24 protein-coding genes are annotated in these 21,939 nt (G+C 74.1%); 14 read left to right on the top strand and 10 right to left on the bottom strand.

Translation table 11 applies throughout. From position 1 onward, the window contains the following. The first annotated feature begins 105 nt into the window (after positions 1 to 105). Positions 106 to 276 carry a CsbD family protein gene (locus BJ983_RS10190; protein ID WP_179793691.1) on the top strand — a complete coding sequence of 57 codons (171 nt, stop codon included), beginning with the start codon at positions 106 to 108 and terminating at the stop codon, positions 274 to 276. Between the two features lie 69 nt (positions 277 to 345). Here the strand turns inward: BJ983_RS10190 and BJ983_RS10185 are convergent, their stop codons facing one another. Then, positions 346 to 1,314 (bottom strand): aldo/keto reductase, encoded by a 969-nt coding sequence (locus tag BJ983_RS10185; RefSeq protein WP_179793690.1) that lies wholly within the window; start codon positions 1,312 to 1,314, stop codon positions 346 to 348. Positions 1,315 to 1,448: 134 nt separating this feature from the next. Here BJ983_RS10185 and BJ983_RS10180 point away from each other — a divergent pair, with 134 nt between their 5' ends. From BJ983_RS10180 to BJ983_RS10165, 4 genes are all read left to right on the top strand, one after another. Beyond that, entirely contained in the window at positions 1,449 to 1,904 is a 456-nt protein-coding gene (locus BJ983_RS10180; RefSeq protein WP_179793689.1) for an Hsp20 family protein, read from the top strand. Between the two features lie 175 nt (positions 1,905 to 2,079). Further along, on the top strand, positions 2,080 to 2,445 hold the full coding sequence (locus BJ983_RS10175) for a MerR family transcriptional regulator (RefSeq protein ID WP_343053990.1): 366 nt from the start codon (positions 2,080 to 2,082) through the stop codon (positions 2,443 to 2,445). Between the two features lie 103 nt (positions 2,446 to 2,548). After that, a complete protein-coding gene (locus BJ983_RS10170) occupies positions 2,549 to 3,379 on the top strand; it encodes a polysaccharide deacetylase family protein (protein WP_218890202.1) in 831 nt (276 codons plus the stop codon). 70 nt (positions 3,380 to 3,449) lie between these two features. Then, entirely contained in the window at positions 3,450 to 4,091 is a 642-nt protein-coding gene (locus tag BJ983_RS10165) for a biliverdin-producing heme oxygenase (RefSeq protein WP_179793687.1), read from the top strand. On the opposite strand, the gene BJ983_RS10160 is transcribed toward BJ983_RS10165, so the two are convergent. After that, positions 4,051 to 4,926, bottom strand: coding sequence for an alpha/beta fold hydrolase (locus tag BJ983_RS10160; protein ID WP_179793686.1), 876 nt, complete (start codon positions 4,924 to 4,926; stop codon positions 4,051 to 4,053). The genes BJ983_RS10165 and BJ983_RS10160 overlap by 41 nt on opposite strands. Before the next feature lie 44 nt (positions 4,927 to 4,970). Here BJ983_RS10160 and BJ983_RS10155 point away from each other — a divergent pair, with 44 nt between their 5' ends. Beyond that, a complete protein-coding gene (locus tag BJ983_RS10155) occupies positions 4,971 to 6,806 on the top strand; it encodes an AfsR/SARP family transcriptional regulator (protein ID WP_343053987.1) in 1,836 nt (611 codons plus the stop codon). A gap of 15 nt (positions 6,807 to 6,821) precedes the next feature. On the opposite strand, the gene BJ983_RS10150 is transcribed toward BJ983_RS10155, so the two are convergent. Further along, positions 6,822 to 7,595, bottom strand: coding sequence for an SDR family NAD(P)-dependent oxidoreductase (locus tag BJ983_RS10150; RefSeq protein WP_179793684.1), 774 nt, complete (start codon positions 7,593 to 7,595; stop codon positions 6,822 to 6,824). Positions 7,596 to 7,640: 45 nt separating this feature from the next. Here BJ983_RS10150 and BJ983_RS10145 point away from each other — a divergent pair, with 45 nt between their 5' ends. After that, positions 7,641 to 8,477, top strand: coding sequence for a helix-turn-helix transcriptional regulator (locus tag BJ983_RS10145; RefSeq protein WP_343053986.1), 837 nt, complete (start codon positions 7,641 to 7,643; stop codon positions 8,475 to 8,477). On the opposite strand, the gene BJ983_RS10140 is transcribed toward BJ983_RS10145, so the two are convergent. Both BJ983_RS10140 and BJ983_RS10135 read right to left on the bottom strand, forming a co-directional pair. Continuing rightward, positions 8,452 to 9,432, bottom strand: a complete 981-nt coding sequence (locus BJ983_RS10140; protein ID WP_179793682.1) for a patatin-like phospholipase family protein — start codon at positions 9,430 to 9,432, stop codon at positions 8,452 to 8,454. The two genes, BJ983_RS10145 and BJ983_RS10140, sit on opposite strands and share 26 nt — an antisense overlap. Next, positions 9,417 to 10,250, bottom strand: coding sequence for a putative protein N(5)-glutamine methyltransferase (locus BJ983_RS10135; protein ID WP_179793681.1), 834 nt, complete (start codon positions 10,248 to 10,250; stop codon positions 9,417 to 9,419). Before BJ983_RS10135 ends, BJ983_RS10140 begins: the two co-directional genes overlap by 16 nt. A gap of 7 nt (positions 10,251 to 10,257) precedes the next feature. Between BJ983_RS10135 and BJ983_RS10130 the strand changes: the two genes are divergently transcribed. Continuing rightward, positions 10,258 to 11,436: an alpha-hydroxy-acid oxidizing protein gene (locus tag BJ983_RS10130; RefSeq protein WP_179793680.1), complete on the top strand. Its 1,179-nt coding sequence runs from the start codon at positions 10,258 to 10,260 to the stop codon at positions 11,434 to 11,436. 58 nt (positions 11,437 to 11,494) lie between these two features. Here BJ983_RS10130 and BJ983_RS10125 read toward each other — a convergent pair whose 3' ends face one another. Together BJ983_RS10125 and BJ983_RS32200 are read right to left on the bottom strand one after the other, a co-directional pair. Further along, the gene (locus tag BJ983_RS10125; RefSeq protein WP_018335779.1) at positions 11,495 to 11,941 is read right to left on the bottom strand and encodes a DUF6918 family protein; all 447 of its coding nucleotides are present in this window, start codon (positions 11,939 to 11,941) and stop codon (positions 11,495 to 11,497) included. A gap of 102 nt (positions 11,942 to 12,043) precedes the next feature. Further along, positions 12,044 to 13,180, bottom strand: coding sequence for an alpha/beta fold hydrolase (locus BJ983_RS32200; RefSeq protein WP_179793679.1), 1,137 nt, complete (start codon positions 13,178 to 13,180; stop codon positions 12,044 to 12,046). 316 nt (positions 13,181 to 13,496) lie between these two features. On the opposite strand from BJ983_RS32200, the gene BJ983_RS10115 reads away from it, so the two are divergent. Beyond that, a complete protein-coding gene (locus tag BJ983_RS10115) occupies positions 13,497 to 14,339 on the top strand; it encodes a hypothetical protein (RefSeq protein ID WP_179793678.1) in 843 nt (280 codons plus the stop codon). A gap of 274 nt (positions 14,340 to 14,613) precedes the next feature. Further along, complete coding sequence (locus tag BJ983_RS30160; protein WP_218890200.1) at positions 14,614 to 15,300, top strand: DUF4190 domain-containing protein; 687 nt, start codon at positions 14,614 to 14,616, stop codon at positions 15,298 to 15,300. Between the two features lie 58 nt (positions 15,301 to 15,358). On the opposite strand, the gene BJ983_RS10105 is transcribed toward BJ983_RS30160, so the two are convergent. Next, the gene (locus tag BJ983_RS10105) at positions 15,359 to 15,634 is read right to left on the bottom strand and encodes a hypothetical protein (RefSeq protein ID WP_179793677.1); all 276 of its coding nucleotides are present in this window, start codon (positions 15,632 to 15,634) and stop codon (positions 15,359 to 15,361) included. A gap of 194 nt (positions 15,635 to 15,828) precedes the next feature. Here BJ983_RS10105 and BJ983_RS10100 point away from each other — a divergent pair, with 194 nt between their 5' ends. After that, on the top strand, positions 15,829 to 16,758 hold the full coding sequence (locus BJ983_RS10100; RefSeq protein ID WP_179793676.1) for an alpha/beta hydrolase fold domain-containing protein: 930 nt from the start codon (positions 15,829 to 15,831) through the stop codon (positions 16,756 to 16,758). Between the two features lie 50 nt (positions 16,759 to 16,808). Continuing rightward, positions 16,809 to 17,495, top strand: a complete 687-nt coding sequence (gene npdG / locus BJ983_RS10095) for an NADPH-dependent F420 reductase (protein WP_343053983.1) — start codon at positions 16,809 to 16,811, stop codon at positions 17,493 to 17,495. 1 nt (position 17,496) lies between these two features. Here npdG and BJ983_RS10090 read toward each other — a convergent pair whose 3' ends face one another. Both BJ983_RS10090 and panB read right to left on the bottom strand, forming a co-directional pair. Then, the gene (locus tag BJ983_RS10090) at positions 17,497 to 17,829 is read right to left on the bottom strand and encodes a DUF3140 domain-containing protein (RefSeq protein WP_179793675.1); all 333 of its coding nucleotides are present in this window, start codon (positions 17,827 to 17,829) and stop codon (positions 17,497 to 17,499) included. Between the two features lie 38 nt (positions 17,830 to 17,867). Then, positions 17,868 to 18,686, bottom strand: coding sequence for a 3-methyl-2-oxobutanoate hydroxymethyltransferase (panB, locus tag BJ983_RS10085; RefSeq protein WP_179793674.1), 819 nt, complete (start codon positions 18,684 to 18,686; stop codon positions 17,868 to 17,870). A gap of 220 nt (positions 18,687 to 18,906) precedes the next feature. On the opposite strand from panB, the gene BJ983_RS10080 reads away from it, so the two are divergent. Together BJ983_RS10080 and glnA are read left to right on the top strand one after the other, a co-directional pair. Beyond that, complete coding sequence (locus BJ983_RS10080) at positions 18,907 to 20,502, top strand: alpha/beta fold hydrolase (protein ID WP_179793673.1); 1,596 nt, start codon at positions 18,907 to 18,909, stop codon at positions 20,500 to 20,502. Between the two features lie 63 nt (positions 20,503 to 20,565). Beyond that, the gene (gene glnA / locus BJ983_RS10075; RefSeq protein ID WP_179793672.1) at positions 20,566 to 21,909 is read left to right on the top strand and encodes a type I glutamate--ammonia ligase; all 1,344 of its coding nucleotides are present in this window, start codon (positions 20,566 to 20,568) and stop codon (positions 21,907 to 21,909) included. Positions 21,910 to 21,939 lie beyond the last annotated feature (30 nt).

Below are 21,939 nucleotides of genomic sequence, written 5' to 3'. Positions count from 1 at the left end.
TCGCCGCAACGGGCCCCGGGCACCCGGCCCACGCCGCTCCGGCACCCGTCGTCCTACCGCCGGGTACCGGTGCGGACCGCGTCGCGGAGTGGTCCCGTCGTCCTCATGGCTGTTGACGACACGGCGAAGAACCGCACCCAGCAGGTCAAGGGCAAGGCCAAGGAGCAGGTCGGCAAGGCGACCGGGAACAAGAAGCTCGAGCGCAGCGGTCAGGCCGACATGGCGAAGGGCGAGGTCAAGGAACGCGCCTCCAAGATCAAGGACGCGTTCTCGTAGGGGGTCCGCTCCGCGCCCGTGAGCACTTCTCCGTGCCAGGACACGAACAAGTACTCACGGGACCGGAGGTCACCTCTCGATCAGCCGCATCTGCGACTCGGAGTGGTGGCCCCCGACGGCGGGGGTGGCCGCGTCGAGCCGGGCGAGCTGCTCGTCGGTCAGCGTCACGGCGTCCGCGGCGACGTTCTCCTCCAGGCGCGACACCCGCTTCGTCCCGGGGATCGGCGCGATGTCGGAGCCCTTCGACAGCACCCACGCGAGGGCGGCCTGGGCCGGGGTGCACCCGGCGTCGTCGGCCACGGCGCGGACCTCCTCGGCCGCGGCGAGGTTGGCGCGGAAGTTCTCCTCGGCGAAGCGCGGGTTGGTGCGGCGCATGTCGTCGTCGTCGAAGTCGGCGACCGAGCGGATGGTGCCGGTGAGGAAGCCGCGGCCGAGCGGCGAGTAGGGGACCAGGCCGATCCCGAGCTCGCGCAGCACCGGGAGGACCTCGTCCTGCTCGCGCGTCCACAGCGAGTACTCCGACTGCAGCGCGCTGATCGGGTGCGTCGCGTGGGCCCGGCGGATCGTGTCGATCCAGGCCTCGGACAGCCCGAGGTGGCGCACCTTGCCCGCCGTCACGAGCTCGGCCGCCGCCCCGATCGTCTCCTCGATCGGGGTCTGCGGGTCCACCCGGTGCTGGTAGAGCAGGTCGATGTGGTCCACCCCGAGGCGGCGCAGCGACCCCTCGACAGCCTGTCGGACGCTCTCGGGGGAGGAGTCGGCGCCGTCGCGGCCGGTGTGCGAGATCAGCCCGTACTTCGTCGCGAGGACCGCCTGGTCCCGGTGGCCGGCCAGGGCCCGCCCCACCAGTTCCTCGTTCACGTAGGGCCCGTAGACCTCCGCCGTGTCGATGAGCGTCACGCCGAGGTCCAGTGCCCGGTGGATCGTGCGGATCGCCTCGTCGTCGTCCTGTCCGGCCCCCGAGTAGCCGTGCGACATCCCCATCGCGCCCAGGCCGATCCGGCCCACCTCGAGGTCACCCAGTCTCGCCGTCTGCATGACGACGGGATGCCCGTCGTCGTCCCCGTCGAAGACCTCCAGGACAGTGTTGACAGAATCTCTAGCCCGACCTATAAATATTGGTGTCAGTCAGCTGGAGATGGCAGTGCGGCTCAGAAAGGGGATGACCGATCGTGCTGCTGAACTACGACCCCGTGGACGCCTTCCGTTCCCTCGACCGGCTCACCGGATGGCGTGGCCAGCCGGGCACCGGCATGCCGATGGACCTCTACCGCGCCGGTGATCACGTGGTGGCCACGTTCGACGTCCCGGGCGTCGACCCCGGGTCGATCGACATCACGGTGGAGGGGCAGACCGTCACGGTGAAGGCCGAGCGCACGGCGCCGGCCGACTCCGGCGAGTGGTTGGTCGCCGAACGTCCGCGCGGACGCTACAGCCGCCAGTTGAGCCTGGGACGTGACCTCGACGCCGACCGGCTCCACGCCTCCTACGTCGACGGGGTCCTCTCGTTGACGATCCCGGTGGCCGAGCGCGCGAAGCCCCGCCAGATCAGCGTCGAGCACGCGGGCGCCCCCCGCTCCATCGACGCCGATCACGGCGCAGAATCCGACGCGGCGGCCACGTCCTGATCCCCCGAATCCGTGCCACGACCAGGGAGGTGGTGCCCTCGTCCCGTACACCGATGACCATCACCGAACCTCCATGACCATGTCCGGGACCGGGCGGGGCGGGTGCACGTCGACCCGCCCCGTCCGGCGTGTCCGCGTCCGGGCGCGAGCGTCGGCGGCGGGGGAGGATCACCCCGTGGCGCTCGACCGGCTCGACGACCCCGACCACCCCACCTACGGGATGGGGCAGGCCGCGGAACTGCTCGGGGTGCCGCCCGCGTTCCTCCGGAGCCTCGACACCGCCGGACTGATCAGCCCCGCCCGCTCCGACGGCGGGCACCGGCGGTACTCCCGCAACCAGCTCGACCGGATCGCCGCCCTGCGCGCCCTCGCCGACGACGGGCACACGCTGGCCAGCGCCTCCGAGATCCTCGACCTGCGCGCCTCGCTCGACGCCGCCCGGGGCGAGCGCGACGAGGCACGGGAGGAGCGGGACACCGCCCGCCGGGAGCGCGACACCGCCCGCGAGGAGCGGGACGAGGCGCGTCGCGACCCGTCCTGAGCAGACCTCGATCTGAGGTCGAGAGTTTCTCGGCGCGTCGCGCGGCAGCACGACGCGCCAGCCCTATCGTGTGGCCTCTGTTACCCGTGTGACGGATGGGGCGATGGTGGCGGTTCTGACCCGGCGACGGCGCGTGATCCTGCGCCAGATCGTGCGTCCCCCGTACATCTACCGGTGGGCGGGGCTCCTCACGATCGTCGGCCTGTTCGCCGGGGTCACCGCGCTGGTGCTCGTCGACCGCGCCCCGGCCACGAACCTCGCCGCCGGACCCGTCGTCGAGCTGCCGGTGGCGACCGCCCCCGCCGTCCTGCCGCTGTCGCCGGAACGCCCGACGATCAGCCCCACCCTGCTCACGACGACGGGTGGCGCGGGGAAGGCGGTCGCCCTCACCTTCGACGACGGGCCCGACCCGGCGTCCACGCCGCGCATCCTCGACCTGCTCGCCGAGCACGGGATGCGCGCCACCTTCTGCATGGTGGGGCGGCAGGCGCAGGCCCACCCCGACCTCGTCCGCCGCGTGGTGGCCGAGGGCCACCGCCTCTGCAACCACACGATCACCCACGACCCGGGCATCGGCGTGCGCAGCCCCGACGTCATGAACCGGCAGCTGCGGGCGAGCCGCGACCTGCTCCGGGACGTCTCGAGCGGCGCGGACGTCGACTACTTCCGGGCCCCGGAGGGCCGCTGGTCGCCGGCGCTGATCCGGATGTCGGCGACCGACGGCATGCGGGCCCTCGGCTGGGACGTCGACCCGCTGGACTGGACGCTGCCGGGGACGGCCGCGATCGTGCAGCGCGTCGAGCAGCGGGTGAAGCCGGGCTCGGTGGTCCTCCTGCACGACGGCGGGGGACCGCGGGCGCAGACGGTCGCCGCCGTGGAGCAGCTGCTCCCGTGGCTGACCGCCCGCGGCTACTCGGCGGTGCTGCCGAGGTAAGGGTTCCCTCACCTCGCGATCGTGCCTAGGGTTCGCCGGAGCAGGTCCGCTCACCCCCGGAGGCCGCCGGATGTCCGAGACCGCGATCCCGTTCCACCAGACCGTGCGCCGCTCGACGCTGGCGGTCCACGAGCGCGCGAACCACTCGCCGTTCATGGGGGCGCTGTTCGACGGGCTCCTGCGGGTGGCCGACTACGCCCGGCTCGTCGAGCAGTACTGGTTCGTCTACCAGGCCCTCGAGGCGGCGTCCGACCGGTTCGCCGACGACCCGGTGGCGGGCCCCTTCGTCACCGAGGAGCTGCGGCGGGTCCCGCGGCTCGCCGAGGACATCCGCTTCTACGGGCTGGACGAGCTCACCGCCCTGCCCGCCACCGAGCGCTACGTCGACGCGATCGAGGCCACCGACGGCTGGGCAGAAGGCTTCGTCGCCCACCACTACACGCGGTACCTCGGCGACATCGCCGGCGGGCAGGCGATCCGCGGCCTCCTGCCCCGGGTCTACGGCGTCACCGGCGGCGGCACCGCGTTCTACGACTTCTCCGGGCTCGGCTCGACCCCGCGCTTCCGCGACCGCTACCGCGCGCTGCTCGACGCCGCCCCGTGGGACGAGGTCGAGCGGGCGCGGGTGGTCGCGGAGGTGGAGCACGCCTTCGAGCTGAACATCGCGATGCTCACCGAGCTCTGGTCGACGACGGAGCAGCCGGCCGCCTGAGCAGGGCGACGATCTCCTCGGGCGCCGTCTCGGCCATGAAGTGGCCGGCGTCGAGCGTGCGGTGGGTGAGGTCGGGCGCCCACGGCTTCCAGAGGGCGGCGGCGTCGAAGCCGAGTGCCGCGCCCCAGTCCTGCTGGACCACCGTCACCGGCATGGCCAGCTGCTCACCGGCCGCACGGGAGGCGCGGTCGAGCTCGAGGTCGACGGTCGCCGACGCCCGGTAGTCGGCGACGATCGAGGGCACCGCCCCGCGGGAGGCGCGCAGGTACTCGGCCCGGACGTCGTCGGGGAAGCTGCCGCCCCAGGCATCGAGGAAGAAGCCGAAGAACGCGTCGGGGGCGCCGGCGATCATCGCCTCCGGGAGCCCGGGCGGCTGGGCCATGAGGTAGAGGTGGAACGCGACGGCGGCGTCGACGCCGTGCAGGACGTCCCACATCTCGGGCACCGGCAGGACGTCCAGAATGGTGAGGTGGCTGATCGCGTCGGGGTGGTCGAGGCCCGCGCGGATCGCGACGAGGGCCCCGCGGTCGTGCCCGGCGAGCGCGAACCGCTCCACCCCGAGGTGCCGCGCGACGGCGACGACGTCGGCCGCCATCGTGCGTTTGGCGTAGGTCCCCCCGGTGTCGACCGGCTTGTCGGAGGCCCCGTAGCCGCGGAGGTCGGGGCGGATCACGCGGTGGTCGGCCGCGAGGTCGGCGGCGACGTGCCGCCACATCAGGTGGGTCTGGGGGAAGCCGTGCAGCAGCACGACGGCGGGCGCGTCGGCGGGTCCGTCGACCGCGACGTGCAGCTCGACGCCGTCGACGCCCGGGACGCGGTGGGTCGTGGAGGTCATGACGACGAGCCTGGGCCGGGGCGATGAGCAACCGATCAGTACGCGTGCTCGGACCGGTCGACGCCGTCGACGGGGCCGTCCCGGTCACGCTGCCCGGCCCGAGGCACCGGGCAGTTCTCGCCCGCCTCGCCGTCGCCCGCGGCCGGACCGTGCCGCTCGCGACGGTGATCGACGACCTCTGGCCCGACGGCGACCTGCCGTCGCGCCCGGCCGGCTCGGTACGGACCTTCGTCGCCGCCCTGCGCGCGGCCCTGGAGCCGGACCGGCCGCCGCGGACGCCCCCGACCTCGATCGTCACCCGCGGGCCCGGCTATGCGCTGGAGCTGCCGGTGGACGCGGAGCGCTTCGAGGACCTGGCCCGTTCCGACCCCGCGGCCGCCCTCGCGCTGTGGCGCGGACCGGCCTACGCCGACCTGACCGGGGCGCCGTGGGCCGAGGGGGAGCGGGCCCGCCTGACCGCACTGCGCCTGGACACGGTCGAACGCCTCGCGCAGGTCCGGCTCGACGAGGGCCGGCCGGCGGAGGCCGTCGCCGACCTCGACGCGCACACCACCGAGCACCCGTGGCGGGAGGAGGGGTGGCGGCTCCTGGCCCTCGCGCTCTACCGCACCCGACGGGAGGGCGACGCGCTCGCCGTGCTGCGCCGGGCGCGCACCCGGCTCGCCGACGAGCTGGGCCTCGACCCGGGTGCCGCCCTCGCCGCGCTGGAGACCGACGTCCTGCAGCGGTCCCCGCGCCTGGAGCGCACGGACGCCGACCTGTGGTCCGCGGTGTCCGGACTCGGCACCCGGGCGACCCTCGAGTCCACGACCCCGCTGCTGCGGACCCTCGCCGTCCACGGCGGCGGGCCGGTCACCGCCCTGCGCCGGCACGCGGACGCGGTGGCCGAGGCACAGCGCCTGGGCGACCCGTCCCTGACCGCCCGGCTGCTCGGGGGCTACGACGTCCCGAGCGTGTGGACCCGCTCCGACGACCCGGCGTCGTCCGCGGTGCTGGTGCGTGCCGCCGAGTGGTGCCTCGCGGTCGGGTCGCCGGGCCCCGCGTCGCGCGCCCGCCTCCTCGCGACGATCGCCCTCGAGACCCGCGGGCTGCCGGGGGATCGCGGCCCCGCGGCGGCGGTCGCCGCGGAGGGGCTCGCGCGCGACCTCGGCGACCCGACGGTCCTGCGCCACGCCCTGGCCGGGAGGGTCGTGCAGGCCTTCCACCGCCCCGGCAGTGCGCCGGAGCGGGTGGCGCTCGGCACCGAGATCGTCGACCTCGCGGTCCGCGGCGAGGATCCCACGTCGGAGATCCTCGGCCACCTGGTGCTGCTGCAGGCCCGGTCGGGGCTGGGGGACCTCGACGCCGCGGCGGGTCACGCCGAGGTCCTCGCCCGGCTCGGGGAGCGCCACGAGAGCCCCGGGGTCGCGGTGCTGCTCGAGGGGTTCGCCGCGATGCGGGCCGGCCGCGAGGAGGACCACCGCGCGACCGCCGGCCGACTCGCGGAGGCGGGCATGCCCGGCGTCGGGAACGGCCTCCCGGCGCTGGCCCTCGCCGGGCTGCGGCTGCAGCGGGGCGACCCGCCGGGCGACCTTCCCGACGCCGGGCCCTACGCACCCTGGGTGCGCGCGTGGGCGTGCAGGCAATGCGTCACTGCGTGCGCCGAGGGCCAGGAAATCCGGCACCGTCGAGCCGACCTGCCCGACCCACCGCCCGGCCACGTCGCGGACGCGCTGTGGGTGCTGGCCGGCCACGCAGGACTGGCTGTGGGGGACCGGGACCTGGTGCGGCGGGCGGTCGAGGCGCTCACCCCGGCGATCGGGGAGGTGGCCGGCGCGAACTCGGGGCTGCTGACGTTCGGCCCGGTCGCCGACCACCTCGCCGTCCTGATGCGGAGCTGACCGCAGGGAGGGCGCTCAGGAGCGCGCACACCCGGTGATCCCGCCGTCGACGGCGATCTCGGCGCCGTGGAGGTAGCCGGCGGCGTCGGAGAGCAGCCAGGTGACGGCGCCGGCGACCTCGTCGGGCGTCCCCGGGCGCCCGGCGGGTGTGCGGGCGGTCATCGCGACGACCACCTCGTCCTCGGCGGCGTTGATCGGGGTGCGGGTGGCGCCGGGGGAGACGGTGTTGACCCGCACGCCGCGCGGCCCGAACTCGGCCGCCCAGCTGCGGGCCAGCTGGATCTCGGCGGCCTTCGTGGCCGAGTAGAGGCCGACGAACGGGTGCCCGACGTGGGCCATCCACGAGCCGACGACCACGATGGCGCCCTCGCCCCGCTCGGCCATCGCCGGCGCGAGGGCGGCGGTGAGCACGTGCGGGGCCCGGACGTTGACCGCGAGCGTCGCCTCGAGGTCGGCGTCGGAGAGCGACGGGGTGTCGACCGGCGGGCAGAGCGCCGCGTTGTGCACGAGCACGTCGACGTGGCCGTCGAGGGCGTCGGTCGCGGCGGCCGCGAAGGTGCGCAGGTCGTCGGGGGAGCCCGTGAGGTCGGAGGGCAGGAAGGTCGTGCCGAGCTCGGCGGCGAGGGCGTCGCCGCGGGTCGTGTCACGACCGGTGACGAGGACGCGCAGGCCGGCCGCGGTGAGGGCGCGGGCGGTGGCGGCGCCGATGCCGCTGGTGGAGCCGGTGACGAGGGCGTGGCGGGTCATGGCGACGAGACCACACCCGTCGTCGGGACGCAGCCAGGGCATCCGATGACCACGTTCGGCGTGCGGCGCCTCCGTAGGGTCGACCCCGTGCCCTCCGAGCTCGGTGCCTTCCTGCGGTCCCGGCGCGACCGGCTGACCCCCGCGCAGGCCGGCGTCACCCCCTTCCCCGGCCCGCGGCGTGTGCCGGGGCTGCGCAAGGAGGAGCTCGCCGTGCTGGTCGGGCTCAGCGCCGACCACTACAGCCGCGTCGAGCAGGGGCGCCAACGGACGCTTCCCGACGACGTGGTCGACGCGCTCGCCCGGGCGCTGCGGCTCGACGAGGTGGAGCACGCGCACCTGCGCGACCTGGCCGCCCCGGCCCGTCGTCGGGGCGGCGGGTGGGAGGCGCCGCAGCGCCCCGATCCCGGCCTGCTGCGGCTGATGACCGCGCTCGCGCACGTCCCGACCCTGCTGCTGGGACGGCGGGGCGAGGTCCTCGCCACCGGCCCCCTGCTGACACCGGTGCTGGGCGTGGACCTGCGACCCGGCGACTCGTTCGTCCGGTGGCTCTTCCTCGACCCCGACGCGCGGGCGCGGATCGTGAACTGGGCGGACTTCGCGAGCGCAGCGGTGGGCTCGCTGCGCTACGAGGTCGGCCGACACCCCCGCGACCGGCGACTGCAGGCCCTCGTGGACGAGCTGCGCGCCGCCGACCCCGACGTGGCGCGCTGGTGGGACGACCGCGGGGTCGCCGACCGCACGTCGGTCGTGAAGCTCGTCGACCACCCGACGGCGGGTCGGCTCGAGTTCGGGATCGAGGCGGTGTCGGTGCCGCACGATCCGGAGCAGCGGCTCGTGGTCTACACGGTGGAGCCGGACTCGCCGACGGAGCGGGCGTTGTGGCTGCGCCTCGTGAGCACTAGAGAGCGCTATAGCCCCACTTAGTGCTCACCTGGGCGTAGCCCACCTGGAGCGCCTCGCCGAGCAGACCGAGGTCGGTCGACGTGCGCGAGACGGCGGGTGCGTCGGCCGGAGGCCGGATCTGCAGGACGTGGTCGCCGAGACCGTCGAGCACGGCCTCGGTGCGGGCGGCCTCCGCGACCCGGTCGCGCCAGGGACCGAGGACGCCCGGCGCGTGGCGGCGCAGCCAGCACCGGACGACGGCGTCGACCACGCTCGGCGGCTCGACCGGGACGTGCGCGGCGGCGTGGGTGCGCAGGACGACCAGGTGCGTGATCCCGGCCGCCAGCGCGGTGTGCACCGCGACCGGCTCGGCGAGCCCGCCGTCGACGAAGCGCCGCCCCTGCAGGGGCACGGGCGGCCCGGCCAGGACCGGCAGCGTGGAGCTCGCGCGGAGCGCCCGGGGGACGTCGTCCGGCGTCGTGAGCAGCGGACGCAGGTCGGTGGAGGCGCCGGTGATCGCGTCGGTGGCCATCGGGTGGAACGGGCCGGCGAGCACCCGGTCGAACGGCATCGGGAACTCGTGGACGTAGACCTGCTCGACGAGGTGCGCGAGGTCGACGACCGGCCCGCCGCGCAGCATCCGGCGCGGGCTGATCGTCGAGCGCATCACCGACCGGTCGACCCACGGCGCCATCGCCTCGCGCGCCAGGCCCGCGGTGAACCACGCGGCGTTCAGCGACCCCGCCGACACCCCGTAGACCGCGTCGAAGCACCCGCCGAACCCCTGGTCCTCCAGCGCCGCGGCCATGCCCGCCGAGTACGTCGCGCGGCTCCCGCCGCCCTCGACGACCAGCGCGATCCTCGCCCCGTCGTCGGGAAGTCCTTCCCGACGATGCCCGGGTCGAGCTCCGCTCCGCTGCGTCTCCCGCTCATCGGGTCGAGGTCCGCTCCGCTGCGTCTCCCGACGACGGGTCAGCACGGTCAGTGCGTCGGCCATCGGCCCTCCACGGTGGTGGCGTCGTCGTCGCCGTGCACGGTGGCGGCCAGCCCGTAGTCCCGCACGGCGGCGGCGAGGTCCGGCCCCTGGTGCGTGGCGCACTCCACGAGCAGCGCGCCGCCCGGCGCGAGCCAGCCCGGCGCGAGAGCGGCGATGCGACGGGCGAGGGCGAGCCCGTCGGGGCCGCCGTCGAGCGTGCCGAGCGGCTCGTGCTCCCGGGCCTCGGGGGGCATGCGCGCGATCTCGGCGGTCGGGACGTACGGCGGCGAGGCGAGCAGGACGTCGACGCGACCGCGCAGCGACGGTGGGAGGGGCGCGTCGAGGTCGCCCTCGTACACGGCGCCCGGGACGTTGCGCCGGGCGCACGCGACGGCCGCCGGGTCGGCATCGACGGCGTGCAGCTCGATCGACGGTGTGGCGCTGCTGTCACTGGACGCAGGCGGTGACGCCTTGCTGTCGCCGGAGCTGACGGCACCCGCCACCGCCGCGCCGAGCGCGCCCGTCCCGCAGCACAGGTCGACGACGACGGCGCCCGGGAAGGCCCGCGCGACGGCGAGGTCGACCAGCAGCTCGCTGCGGTGGCGCGGGACGAACACCCCCGGAGCGACGACGAACCGCCGGCCACGGAACGCCGCCCAGCCCAGGACGTGCTCGAGCGGCTCGCCGGCGACGCGGCGGGCGACCTGCGACTCGTCCGCGTCGCGCAGGAGCTCCGCCTCCTCCTCGGCGAACACGCAGCCCGCGGCGCGCAGACGGGCGACGAGATCCACGGCCCCACCGTAGGGCGGGTGGTGGAGCGGCCCGCGTCGTGATGGCATCTCCGGTGTGGCTCAGTACGGGGACTACCAGCTGGAGATCTACGGCGCGGGCCTCAAGGGGGTGCTGCCGCGCTGGCCGGTCGACTTCGCCGGGCTGGAGTCCGCGGCCGCGGCGGCCCTGCCGGACTGGATCCTGAACTACGTCGCCGGCGGGTCGGGCGACGAGCGGACCCAGCGCGGGAACGCCGAGGCGTTCGGCTGGTGGGGGATCGTGCCGCGGATGATGCGGGGCGCCTACGAGCGCGACCTCTCGACCTCGTTCTGCGGGGTCGACCTCCCCACCCCGCTGTTCTGCGCCCCCGTCGGGGTGATCGGCATCTGCTCGCAGGACTTCCACGGCGACCTCGCCGTCGCCCGGGCCTGCGCCCGCACCGGCGTGCCGATGGTGATGTCGACGCTGACCAACGATCCGCTGGAGGACGTCGCCGAGGCGCTGGGGGACACCCCGGGCTTCTTCCAGCTCTACACGCCGAAGGACCGCGACGTCGCGGTGTCGCTGATCCAGCGGGCGGAGAAGGCGGGCTTCCGCGGCCTCGTCGTCACCCTCGACACGTGGGTCACCGGCTGGCGTCCGCGGGACCTCAACACCGCGAACTTCCCGCAGCTGCGGGGGCACGTCCTGGCCAACTACTTCTCCGACCCGGCGTTCCGCGCGTTGCTCACCGACGCCCCGGAGGAGGATCCGCGCGCAGCGATCTCGCTCTGGTCCCGGATGTTCGGGTACAGCGTCGGCTGGGACGACCTGACGTGGATGCGCGAGGCGACCGACCTGCCGATCCTGCTCAAGGGGATCAGCCACCCCGAGGATGCACGACGTGCGGTCGAGCTCGGCGTCGACGGCCTCTACTGCTCCAACCACGGCGGACGCCAGGCCAACGGCGGGCTGCCGGCGCTGGAGACCCTGCCCGACGTCGTCGCGGCGGCCGGGGACGTCCCGGTGCTGTTCGACTCCGGGGTGCGCAGCGGGGCCGACGTCGCGAAGGCACTGGCGCTGGGGGCGCGGGCGGTCGGGCTCGGGCGGCCCTACGCCTACGCGCTGGCGCTCGGCGGCGAGGAGGGGGTGGTGCACCACCTGCGGTCGGTGCTCGCCGAGACCGACCTCGTGATGGCGGTCGACGGCTACCCGACCCTCGCCGATCTGCGCGGGCCAGGCTCGATCCGGCGGCTGCCGCAGGGGGTGGCGTAGCCGCCAGGTGAGCACTAAGTGGGCCTATAGCCCCACTTAGTGCTCACCTGAGCGAAGCTCACACGGCGTGCTTCTCCACCACGGCGCCGAGACGCGGCAGCGCCTCGATGACGTTCTCCTGGGCCTTGCCCCGGAGCTTGGAGTAGACCGAGGTGATGGCGGCGCGGTTCGACTTCTCCGCGCGCCGGTCGGTGACGCCGAGCAGGGCCTCCGACACGGGCTGCGGGTGCGCGGCGAGGTAGGCGCCGAAGTCGCCGGTCGGCGAGGCGTTGTAGGCGGTCCAGTGCGGCTCGAGCGCCTCGACGAACTCGTCGAGGAGCGTGTCGATGACGCCCCAGATGATGCCCGGCTTGATCTTCTTGACGGCGGCGTACCCGGTCTTGATCACGCCGCCGGACAGGCCGCTCTTGTCCTTGACCTCGTCGTCGACGAGCGCCTCGAGGTCGGTGACCACGAAGCCGCGCTTGTCGGAGTCGAGCAGTGCTGCCTTGAGGGTGACGGCCACGAGAGGGTGTCCTTCCACGGGGGAGCAGGGCCGCGGTGACGGTACGACACCCGTTCGAGGGCCCTTCGAACACCCCGGTGCGCGAATCACATCCGTGTGGTTCTAGTCGTCGTGGTCAGCCATGAAGTCGAGGAAGACCGGCCAGGTGTGGGTCTTCGCCCGCCGTCCGGTCAGCACCCCGAGGTGTCCGCCGGGCTCGATCTCGAAGCGCAGGTCGGGGGACTTCGTCAGGAGCTCGACGCCCTTGCGCACGCTGTCCACGGGCGCGATCCCGTCGTCGGCACCCGCGATGAGCAGGATCGGGTCCTCCACGTCGGCGAGCCGCACCCGTCGTCCGCCGACGTGCACGGCGTCCCGGGCGATCTCGTTGCCGCGGATGACGTGGTGGAAGACCTGCCCGAAGGCCCGCCCGGGGTAGGCGACCATGTTGTGCATCAGCACGTCGACCGCCTCCATCTGCTCGAGGAGGTCGCGGTCGTCGAGGTGCGTCAGCACGGTGATCGGCTTGGTGACGTACCGGTCCGCGCTCACCAGCTGGAACGCCGCGCGCACCGCGGGCGCCGGGAAGCCGCCGAGCACGCGGTACGCCGTGGTGAAGATGGCACCGCCGGTGTACTCGGCGATCGACCGGAACGGCGCCACGATCGGGACCTTGTCCACGTCGACCGGCGCCGCGAAGGCCGTTCCCGACGCCACGGGGAGGTCGTGCGCGGCCAGGGTGAGCAGCACGAACAGGCCGCCGAGGCTCCACCCCGCGAGGTGCAGGTCGCCCGCGTCGTCGGCGTCGGCGTGCGCCGCCTCGATCGCGGCGGGCAGCACGTCGTCGACCCAGGTCTCCAGGCCCCGGCGGCGCCCCCGCCAGAAGGCGGCGTCGTAGGTGACGATGTAGACCGTCCGGCCGTGCTCGAGCAGGAACTCCACGAGGCTGTTCCCGCGGCGCAGGTCGAACGCGAGGTCCGGCGCCCCCAGCGGGGGGATCAGCAGCACGGGATTCCCGACGACGGGCGCTCCCGGGACCGCCGCGTAGCGGTGGAGGGACCAGCCGCGGCCGCCCGTGAGGGTGGTGCGCGGCCGCCGGGTGGTGTCGGCGAGGTGGCCCTCCCACAGCCGGTCCCACACGTTGCCGACCGCCGACGAGAGCCGCCCGAAGGCCGTGCCCGCCTCCCGCAGCGCGGCGTCAAGCACCGTCGGGGTGTGGTCGTGGTCGCCGGCCGGGGCGGGCGTGCGCGCGTCGGACACGGCGGGATCGTAGGGCCGATCGGGCGAGGGCGAGTGATCGGAGTCGCACGACGGTGGCGAACGGTGACGCGACGAGCGGTCGCCCGGCCACGGTCGGGCGACATCGGTGCAGGTTGACGCTGTGTCGATCGTGAAGTGCGTGGAGTGACCACTGGCCCACACGGACGCATGACATGCCGCCTGATCGTCCGAGGGACGACTACGTGGTCCGTCCGTTTGACTTGTCGACGCGGCATCCGGACGAGCACAGGGGTCCGGTCGCCGCGGCCTGCCGTGCAGCGCGGTGGGGTGTCGGCGGGAGCGGAGGACGGGGACGGTGGACCCGAGCACGGTGTCGGTGCAGGGGGTGCCCGCGCTGTTCGGCGGCGTCGGGTCCGGCGTGGTCGCGACGAGCGTCAGCGCGCCGGCGGACGCCACGCCCGAGGCCGCGGAGGCGCGGCGTCGGCGGCTCGCCGTGGTCGGGGTGTCGCTCATGGGCGCCGCCGCGGTCAGCACCGCCGTGTTCCAGACCGTCACCGGCACCTCCACCTCGATCGCGATGACGAGCGGGCTGAGCGCGTTCCTCGGGGCGACCTCCACGCCGACCCCGCAGGGTCCCCTCGTCCCCCTGCCCGCGCCCGCGATCTCCGACCTCGGCCTGCCCTCCTCGGCCCCGACCCCGGCGCAGGCGTCCGAGGTGGCCCTGCGTGCCGCCCAGGGCCCGCTCGCCGGACCGGGTGAGCTCCCCGACGCGTCGCGGTCGGCGGCACCCGCGACCGGTGGCGGTGGGGCGCCGACGTCCGCGGCGGACGGCCGCTCGGCCGCTCGGCCGGACGGCCCGTCGGGTGGCGGGTCGGGCGGCCACGGGGCGGGTGGCTGGTCGGGTGGTCACGGGTCGGGGTGGATGTCCCCGGGGTCCTCGACGCCCCGCCCGTCGGAGCCCTCGAGCACGACCCCCAGCACGCCGCCGAAGAGCGACACCCCCACCACCCCGCCGTCGGGCGGCACGACGACCACCCCGCCGACGTCCGACCCGTCGAGCACGCCGCCCAAGAGCGACCCGCCGAAGGCCGAGACGCCGAAGTCCGACCCGCCGAAGGCCGAGACGCCGAAGTCCGACCCGCCGAAGGTCGAGACGCCGAAGGTCGAGACGCCTCCGGTCGAGAAGCCGTCCTCCTAGCCGGGTGGGGCGTTCTCGCCGTGATCACCGGGTGTCGGGTGCCGTCCGGCGGGGTCCCGCGGCAGGATCCCGGCGTTCGTGGCGACGCGCCCGAGCCGCGAGAAGACACGCCCCACGCTCTCGGATCTCGGCCGGGTGACGGCGCGGACGGTCCCGAGGATCTCTCCCGAAGCGTCCGTGACGCCCGTTTCGCCGGGTCCGGGGCCACGGGATCTGCGAGGATGCCGCCTCACGCCGGGCCCGAGGCGGGCCACGCACCATCCGGGACGGGGACATGAGCGAGTCGAACCGCGAGCCGCAGGACGCCGACCCGTTCGCCCGCCCGCAGGGTGAACAGAGCGGCACCGGTTATCCACCGCCCACCGCCTACCCGGGCTCCGGCACCGTGGGTCCGGACTCGCCGCAGGACACGGCGGGCCCGCACGGCGGGTACGGCCAGGGCCAGGGGTCGACCGGTGAGCAGAGCGGCTACGGCCAGCAGGGATACGGCCAGCAGGGCTACGGCTCGACCGGCGAACAGAGCGGCTACGGCCAGCAGGGATACGGCCAGTCCGGCGAGCAGACCGCCTACGGACAGACCGGCTACGGCCAGCAGGGGTACGGACAGCAGGGGTACGGCCAGGGCTACGGGCAGACCGGCTACGGCCAGCCCGCCTACGGCCAGACCGGCAACGTGGCGCCGGCCCAGCCGGGCTACGGCTACCCGGCCCCGACCAACGGGCTCGCGATCGCCTCGCTCGTGCTCTCGCTGCTCGGCCTCGTCGTCGGGATCACCGCGATCGGCGGCGTGATCTGCGGCCACATCGCCCGCGGCCAGATCCGGCAGCGGGGCGAGGGCGGCGACGGCCTGGCCCTCGCGGGGCTGATCATCGGCTACATCCTGATCGGCCTGTTCGTGCTCTTCATCGTCTTCTTCATCATCATCGGTGTGGTCGCCGCCGGGTCGTCGGGCAGCTTCTGACCCCGGACACACCACCGCCCCCGGTCCCGAACAGGGACCGGGGGCGGTGGCGTGCGGGTCAGCGTCGCGGGCGGCGCAGGTTCTGGCGCTGCTCGGCACGCAGCTGGTGGACGACCACCGGCAGCACGACGAGCGCCACGAACGGCAGGCCCACCGTCGGCAGCGCGAACAGGCCGACGAGGCCGAGGACCATGACCACGAGTGCGGTCACGGGCGAGGTGGCCACGGCGCGCAGCCGGGTGAGGTCGAGCCGGGTCGTCCGCGACCGCTCGGCGGTGCCGACGTCGGCGATGCGGGGGAGGGTCGGGGTGTTCTGGGGCCAGGGCAGAGCCATCGGGAGCGCTAGGTCCTTCACAGATCGTTGGCGGGCGGGAACGAGGGCGAATCGGCACAAGACGACAGGTGCACCGGGCCCGTCCGTCGTCCGACCGGGCCCGGCATGCCCACAGACGTGATACCCACCCCCGCGTTGCTCGCAGGTCAGGTCTCGATTCAGCAACGACCCGTCCGGAGCCCTAGGGTGCCGTCGTGACCGCCGCGGATCCCGACGTCGCCGCCCTGCTCGCCCGCTGGTCCGAGCGCGGGGAACCCGCGATGTTCGCGGGGACCGACACCGACGAGGGCATCGCCGCGGCCCGCGAGCGCTTCGCCGCGCTCATGCGGGAGACGGTCCGCCCGGCGAGCGCCGCCCCGGAGGTCCACGTCGACGTGCCGGTCCCCGTGCGGGTGCACCGCCCCGCGGAGCGCACGACCGCGACGCTGGTGGTGTTCGCCCACGGCGGCGGCTGGGTGCTCGGCGGCGGCGAGGTCTACGACCCGGTCGCGCAGCGCCTCGCCGACGACACCGGGGCCGTCGTCGTCGCGATCGACTACCGCCTCGCCCCCGAGCACCGGTTCCCCAAGCCGCTGCACGACGTCCTCGAGGGCCTCGCCTGGGCCATCGACCACGCGGCCGACTGGGACGCCGACCCGGCCCGCGTCGCGCTGGCCGGCGACTCGGCGGGCGCCAACCTCGTCGCCGGGGCGGCGCTCGCGCGCCGGGACCGGCACGAACCCGTCGTCGGGACCCTGCTCGTCTACCCGCCGCCGGACTTCGAGGGCCGCTACGCGTCGGTGCGCGAGAACGGCGAGGGTCTCTTCCTGACGGCGCGCGACGTCGTCGCGTGCTCGAAGCTCTACCTGGGGTCCGCGAACCCGAAGGGCGACATCCGGCTGTCGCCGCTGCGGGCCGACCTGGCCGGGCTGGGGCCGACGATCGTCGCGACGGCAGGGCTGGACCCGCTGCGCGACGCCGGGGCGGCGTTCGCCGGGGCGCTCACGGCGGCAGGGGTCGACGCGCGCCTGCGCGAGCACCCCGCGCTCGTTCACGGGTTCCTGGGCTTCACCGGGGTGGTCCCCGCGGCCGACGAGGCCGTCGCGGCCCTGCACCGGGAGTTCGCCGCGCTGCTCGCAGCGTGATAGGAAGCGCAAAACAGTCCGGTCTGACCGTATGTGGAGAAGGAGCATCCGTGACCGAACCCATCGACCCGACGACCCTCACCGTCGGGGTCCTCGGCGGCACCGGCGCGCAGGGCAAGGGCCTCGCGCTGCGGTGGGCGAAGGCCGGGATCCGCGTGATCATCGGCTCGCGGGCGGCCGAGCGGGCCGAGGCGTCCGCGGCCGAGTACCGCCGGCTCACCGGCACCGAGCACATCACCGGCGCCGACAACGCCACCTGCGCCGGCGAGGCCGACGTGGTGCTGGCCGCGGTGCCGTGGGAGTCGCACGCCGACACCCTGACGGGGCTCGTCGAGCTGCTCCGGGGCAAGATCCTCATCGACTGCGTCAACCCGCTCGGGTTCGACAAGAAGGGTCCGTACCCGCTCCCGGTCGAGGAGGGCAGCGTCGCCCAGCAGGCCGAGCAGCTGCTCCCCGAGACCCGGGTGACGGCAGCGTTCCACAACGTCTCCGCGGTGCTGCTCTCCGACCTCGACCAGGCCGAGGTCGACTGCGACGTCCTCGTGCTGGGCGACGACCGCGAGGCCACCGACGTGGTGCGCGCGCTCGCCGACGCGATCCCCGGCGTGCGCGGGGTGTTCGCCGGTCGGCTGCGCAACGCCTACCAGGTCGAGTGCCTCACGGCCAACCTCATCGCGATCAACCGCCGGTACAAGGTGCACGCCGGCGTGAAGATCGTCTGGCCCGAGGAGCACTGACTCACTTCAAGGGGTCATGGCCCCAGTTCATCAGCGAGTAGCGCCACTTCGAGGTCTCGACGTCCTCCTTCGACGGCTTCTGCTTCAGGTGCCGGGCCACGTACCCCTTGACCTTCTTCATGGCGGCGAGGTCGTCGTCGTCGAGGTCGTCGACCTTCTTGCGCTGGATCTCGACGATCCGGCGCCCCATGGCGTGACCGGTGGACTCCTCGTCGCCCGAGGAGTTCCCCACCGACTGCGACTCGTCGGTGTCGAGCCAGTCGTCGAGCTCCTTCGGCGTCATGTTGACGGCGTCGTCGAACTCGCGGCGGATGGTGTCGGTGTCGTCGGCCATGCGGGGGCGTACCCGCCGCACGGCCGACGCCCAACCGATCACCGGAAGGAGTGCTCCTCCGCAGGATAGACGCCCTCGCGCACCTCGCGGGAGAACTGCTCGGCCGCCCCGCCCAGGGCGCCGGCGAGGTCGGCGTAGCGCTTGACGAAGCGCGGCACGCGCCCGGTGTTCAGGCCCGCCATGTCCGGCCACACGAGCACCTGCGCGTCGCAGTCCGGGCCCGCCCCGATCCCGACGGTGGGGATGCGCAGCTCGCCGGTGACCTTCTTCGCGACGTCGGCGGGCACCATCTCGAGCACCGTCGCGAACGCCCCGGCCTCCTGCACGGCGAGCGCGTCGGAGAGCAGCTTGTCGGCGCCCGCCCCGCGGCCCTGCACCCGGAACCCGCCGAGGGCGTGCTCGCTCTGCGGGGTGAACCCGAGGTGCGCCATGACCGGGATGCCGGCGTCGACCAGCGCGCGGATCTGGGGCGCGTAGTGGGCCCCGCCCTCGAGCTTGACCGCCGCCGCGCCGCCCTCCTTCATGAAGCGCACCGCGGTCTCGAGCGCCTGGCCGGGGGAGACCTGGTAGGAGCCGAAGGGCAGGTCGGCGACGATCAGCGACCGCGAGGCGCCGCGCACCACGGCCTTGCACAGCATGAGCAGCTCGTCGACCGACACGGGGACGGTCGAGTCGTAGCCGAGCACGTTGTTCGCGGCCGAGTCGCCGACCAGCAGGACGGGGATGCCCGCGGCGTCGAACACCTTCGCCGTCGGGAAGTCGTAGGCGGTCAGCATCGGCCAGCGCTCGCCGGCGTCCTTCCACTGCTGCAGGTGGTGGATGCGGACGCGCTTGGGGAGCTCTGCGGGTGACGTCATCGTCGTGTCCTCCTGCCTCGAGGCCCGCCGCTGCGGGTCCCCGGGCGCGTGAGAGGGAACAGTGCGCTGGGAAGCCTGCACCCAGCGGCCGTGCGCTGCGGCGATCCTGTCGTCAGGAACACAGCGGAGGACCCCGACGGGGACCTCATCGGCCGGTTGCGAGGATGGCCGCGTGCGTCCGGGGAGCAGGTCCATCCGTCCGAGGCGTTCCCGACGGCGGGTGTGGCGGCTGGGAGCGCTGCTCGCGGTCGTGCTCGCCGCCGCGGCGTGCGCCGACGCGGTGCCGGGCACTGCGACCCCCACCGGGTCCTCCGCGACCTCGTCGGCCGCCGCGGCCCCCGACGCCGTGCCGGCCGGTCTCGAGCGGTTCTACTCCCAGCAGCTGACGTGGGGCTCCTGCCTGCCGTTCGCCACCACCGACGACGACCGCCTCTACTACCAGCAGCCCGGGTTCGAGTGCGCACGCCTCGAGGTGCCGGTGGACTACGCGAACCCGACCGGGCGGACCGCGCAGATCGCGGTGTCCCGGGTGCGGGCCACCGATCAGGCACGGCGCATCGGCTCGCTGCTGGTCAACCCCGGCGGCCCCGGCGCGTCCGGCGTGAGCCTGTCCTCGCAGCTCGCCCTGCTGACCCGCGGGGACGAGGTGTCCCGCCGGTTCGACCTCGTCGGGTTCGACCCGCGCGGGATCGGCGCGAGCACCCCGACGATCCGCTGCCTCACCGGGCCGGAGCAGGACGCCCAGCGCGCCACCGACATCACCGACCCGTCACCGGCCGGCGTGGCGCGGGCGGACGACCTGGCGCGCCAGACCGCCGACGGCTGTGCACAGAAGAGCGGGGTGGACCTGCTGGCGAACGTCGGTACCCGCGACGTCGTGAAGGACATGGACGTCCTGCGGGCCGTGCTGGGCGACCGCAAGCTCACCTACCTCGGCTTCTCCTACGGCACGCGCCTCGGCTACACCTACGCCGAGCAGTTCCCGCAGAACGTGCGGGCCCTGGTGCTCGACGGCGCGCTCGACCCGAACCTCGACCCGACGGTGGAGGTCATCAACCAGGGCCGCGGCTTCCAGGGCGCGTTCGAGGCGTTCGCGAAGGACTGCGCCTCGAAGCCCGGCTGTGCGCTCGGCTCCGACCCGACGCAGGCGACGGCCCGTTTCCAGGAGATGACCCGGCCGCTGATCGCGGCGCCGATCCGGCTGCCCGACGGCCGGGTGCTCTCCTACAACGACGCCCAGCAGGGCACCATCCAGTCCCTCTACGCCACCTCGCTGTGGCCGGACCTGCGGCAGGGGCTCACCGAGCTCGCGCAGGGCCGGGGGCAGACGCTCATGGGCCTCGCCGACCAGTACTACGACCGGGCGCCCGACGGCACCTACTCCCCGCAGCAGGACGCGTTCACCGCGATCCGCTGCGTCGACGACCCGCGGGTGACCGACCCGGCCGTCGCCCTCGACCGCGCGGAGCGCTACAACGCCGCCGCGCCGTTCCTCGACTCCGGGCGCGGCCCGAGTTCCGCGCTGGACTCGTGCGCCTACTGGCCGCCGCAGGCCCCGGTGACCGGGGGACCGCACACCCCGCAGGTGCCCGGCCTCGCGCCGCCGCTCGTGGTCTCCACCACCGGCGACCCGGCCACGCCGTACCAGGCCGGCGTCGACCTCGCGAAGGCGCTGAACGGCTCGCTGCTGACCAAGGTCGGCGACCAGCACACCGCGACGTTCCAGAACTTCCCGTGCGTCGACGCGATCGTCACCCGCTACCTCGTCGACGGCACGCCGGCGCCGCCGAACGCCCGGTGTGGCGAGACCGGGTGACGACCGTCCCCACGGGGCACCCCTGTGACGTCCCTGTAACACCGTCTCCTTAGGGTCGCGAGCATGGATCGGCAACAGGAGTTCGTCCTGCGCACGCTGGACGAGCGCGACATCCGCTTCGTGCGGCTGTGGTTCACCGACGTCCTCGGGTACCTCAAGTCCGTCGCGATCGCTCCTGCCGAGCTGGAGGGCGCCTTCGCGGAAGGCATCGGGTTCGACGGCTCGTCGATCGAGGGCTTCAGCCGCGTCTACGAGTCGGACATGGTCGCCAAGCCCGACCCGTCGACCTTCCAGGTGCTGCCCTGGGAGGACGCCGAGGGCAACCACTACTCGGCGCGGATGCTGTGCGACATCACGATGCCCGACGGCTCGCCGTCCTGGGCCGACCCGCGCCACGTCCTGCGCCGCGCGCTCTCGCGCGCCGCCGAGGCCGGGTTCACCTGCTACGTGCACCCCGAGATCGAGTTCTACCTGCTCCGCGACCTCCCCGACGACGGGACGCCGCCGGTCCCCGCCGACACCGGCGGGTACTTCGACCAGGCCAGCCACGACATCGCGCCGCACTTCCGGCGCCGCTCCATCGACTCGCTCGAGGCGATGGGCATCTCGGTGGAGTTCTCCCACCACGAGGGCGGGCCGGGGCAGCAGGAGATCGACCTGCGCTACGCCGACGCGCTGACGATGGCGGACAACATCATGACCTTCCGCTACCTCGTGAAGGAGGTGGCGATCACCCAGGGCGTGCGGGCCTCCTTCATGCCGAAGCCGTTCACGCAGCACCCGGGCTCGGCGATGCACACGCACGTCAGCCTGTTCGAGGGCGACCAGAACGCCTTCCACGACGCGGCGGAGCCCTACGAGCTGTCGAAGACCGGCAAGGCGTTCGTCGCCGGGGTCCTGCGCCACGCGCGGGAGATGTCGGCGGTGACCAACCAGTTCGTGAACTCCTACAAGCGCCTCGTCGTGGGCGGCGAGGCCCCCACCGCGGTGTGCTGGGGCCACGCGAACCGCTCCGCGCTGGTGCGGGTGCCGATGTACTCGCCGGGCAAGTCGTCGTCGCGCCGGGTCGAGGTGCGCTCCCTGGACTCCGCCGCCAACCCCTACCTCGCCTACGCCGTCATCCTCGGCGCCGGGCTCAAGGGGATCGCGGAGGGCTACGAGCTGCCGCCCGCGGCGGAGGACAACGTCTGGTCGCTCACCGAGGGCGAGCGCCGGGCGATGGGCTACCAGACGCTCCCGCAGAACCTCGACGGCGCGCTGCAGGCCTTCGAGCAGTCCGACCTCATGGCGGAGATCCTCGGCGAGCACGTCTACGACTTCTTCCTGCGCAACAAGCGCGCCGAGTGGGACGCCTACCGCCGCAACGTCACGCCCTACGAGCTGGCGACCTACCTGCCGTCGCTGTAGCCACCCGTCGTCGGGACGTCAGCGGTGGCA

The sequence above is a fragment of the Actinomycetospora corticicola genome (assembly GCF_013409505.1).
In the GTDB taxonomy this organism is placed as follows: Bacteria; Actinomycetota; Actinomycetes; order Mycobacteriales; family Pseudonocardiaceae; genus Actinomycetospora; species Actinomycetospora corticicola.
The sequence above is the reverse complement of the archived record's forward strand: the minus strand, read 5'-3'. Positions and strand labels throughout refer to the sequence as shown.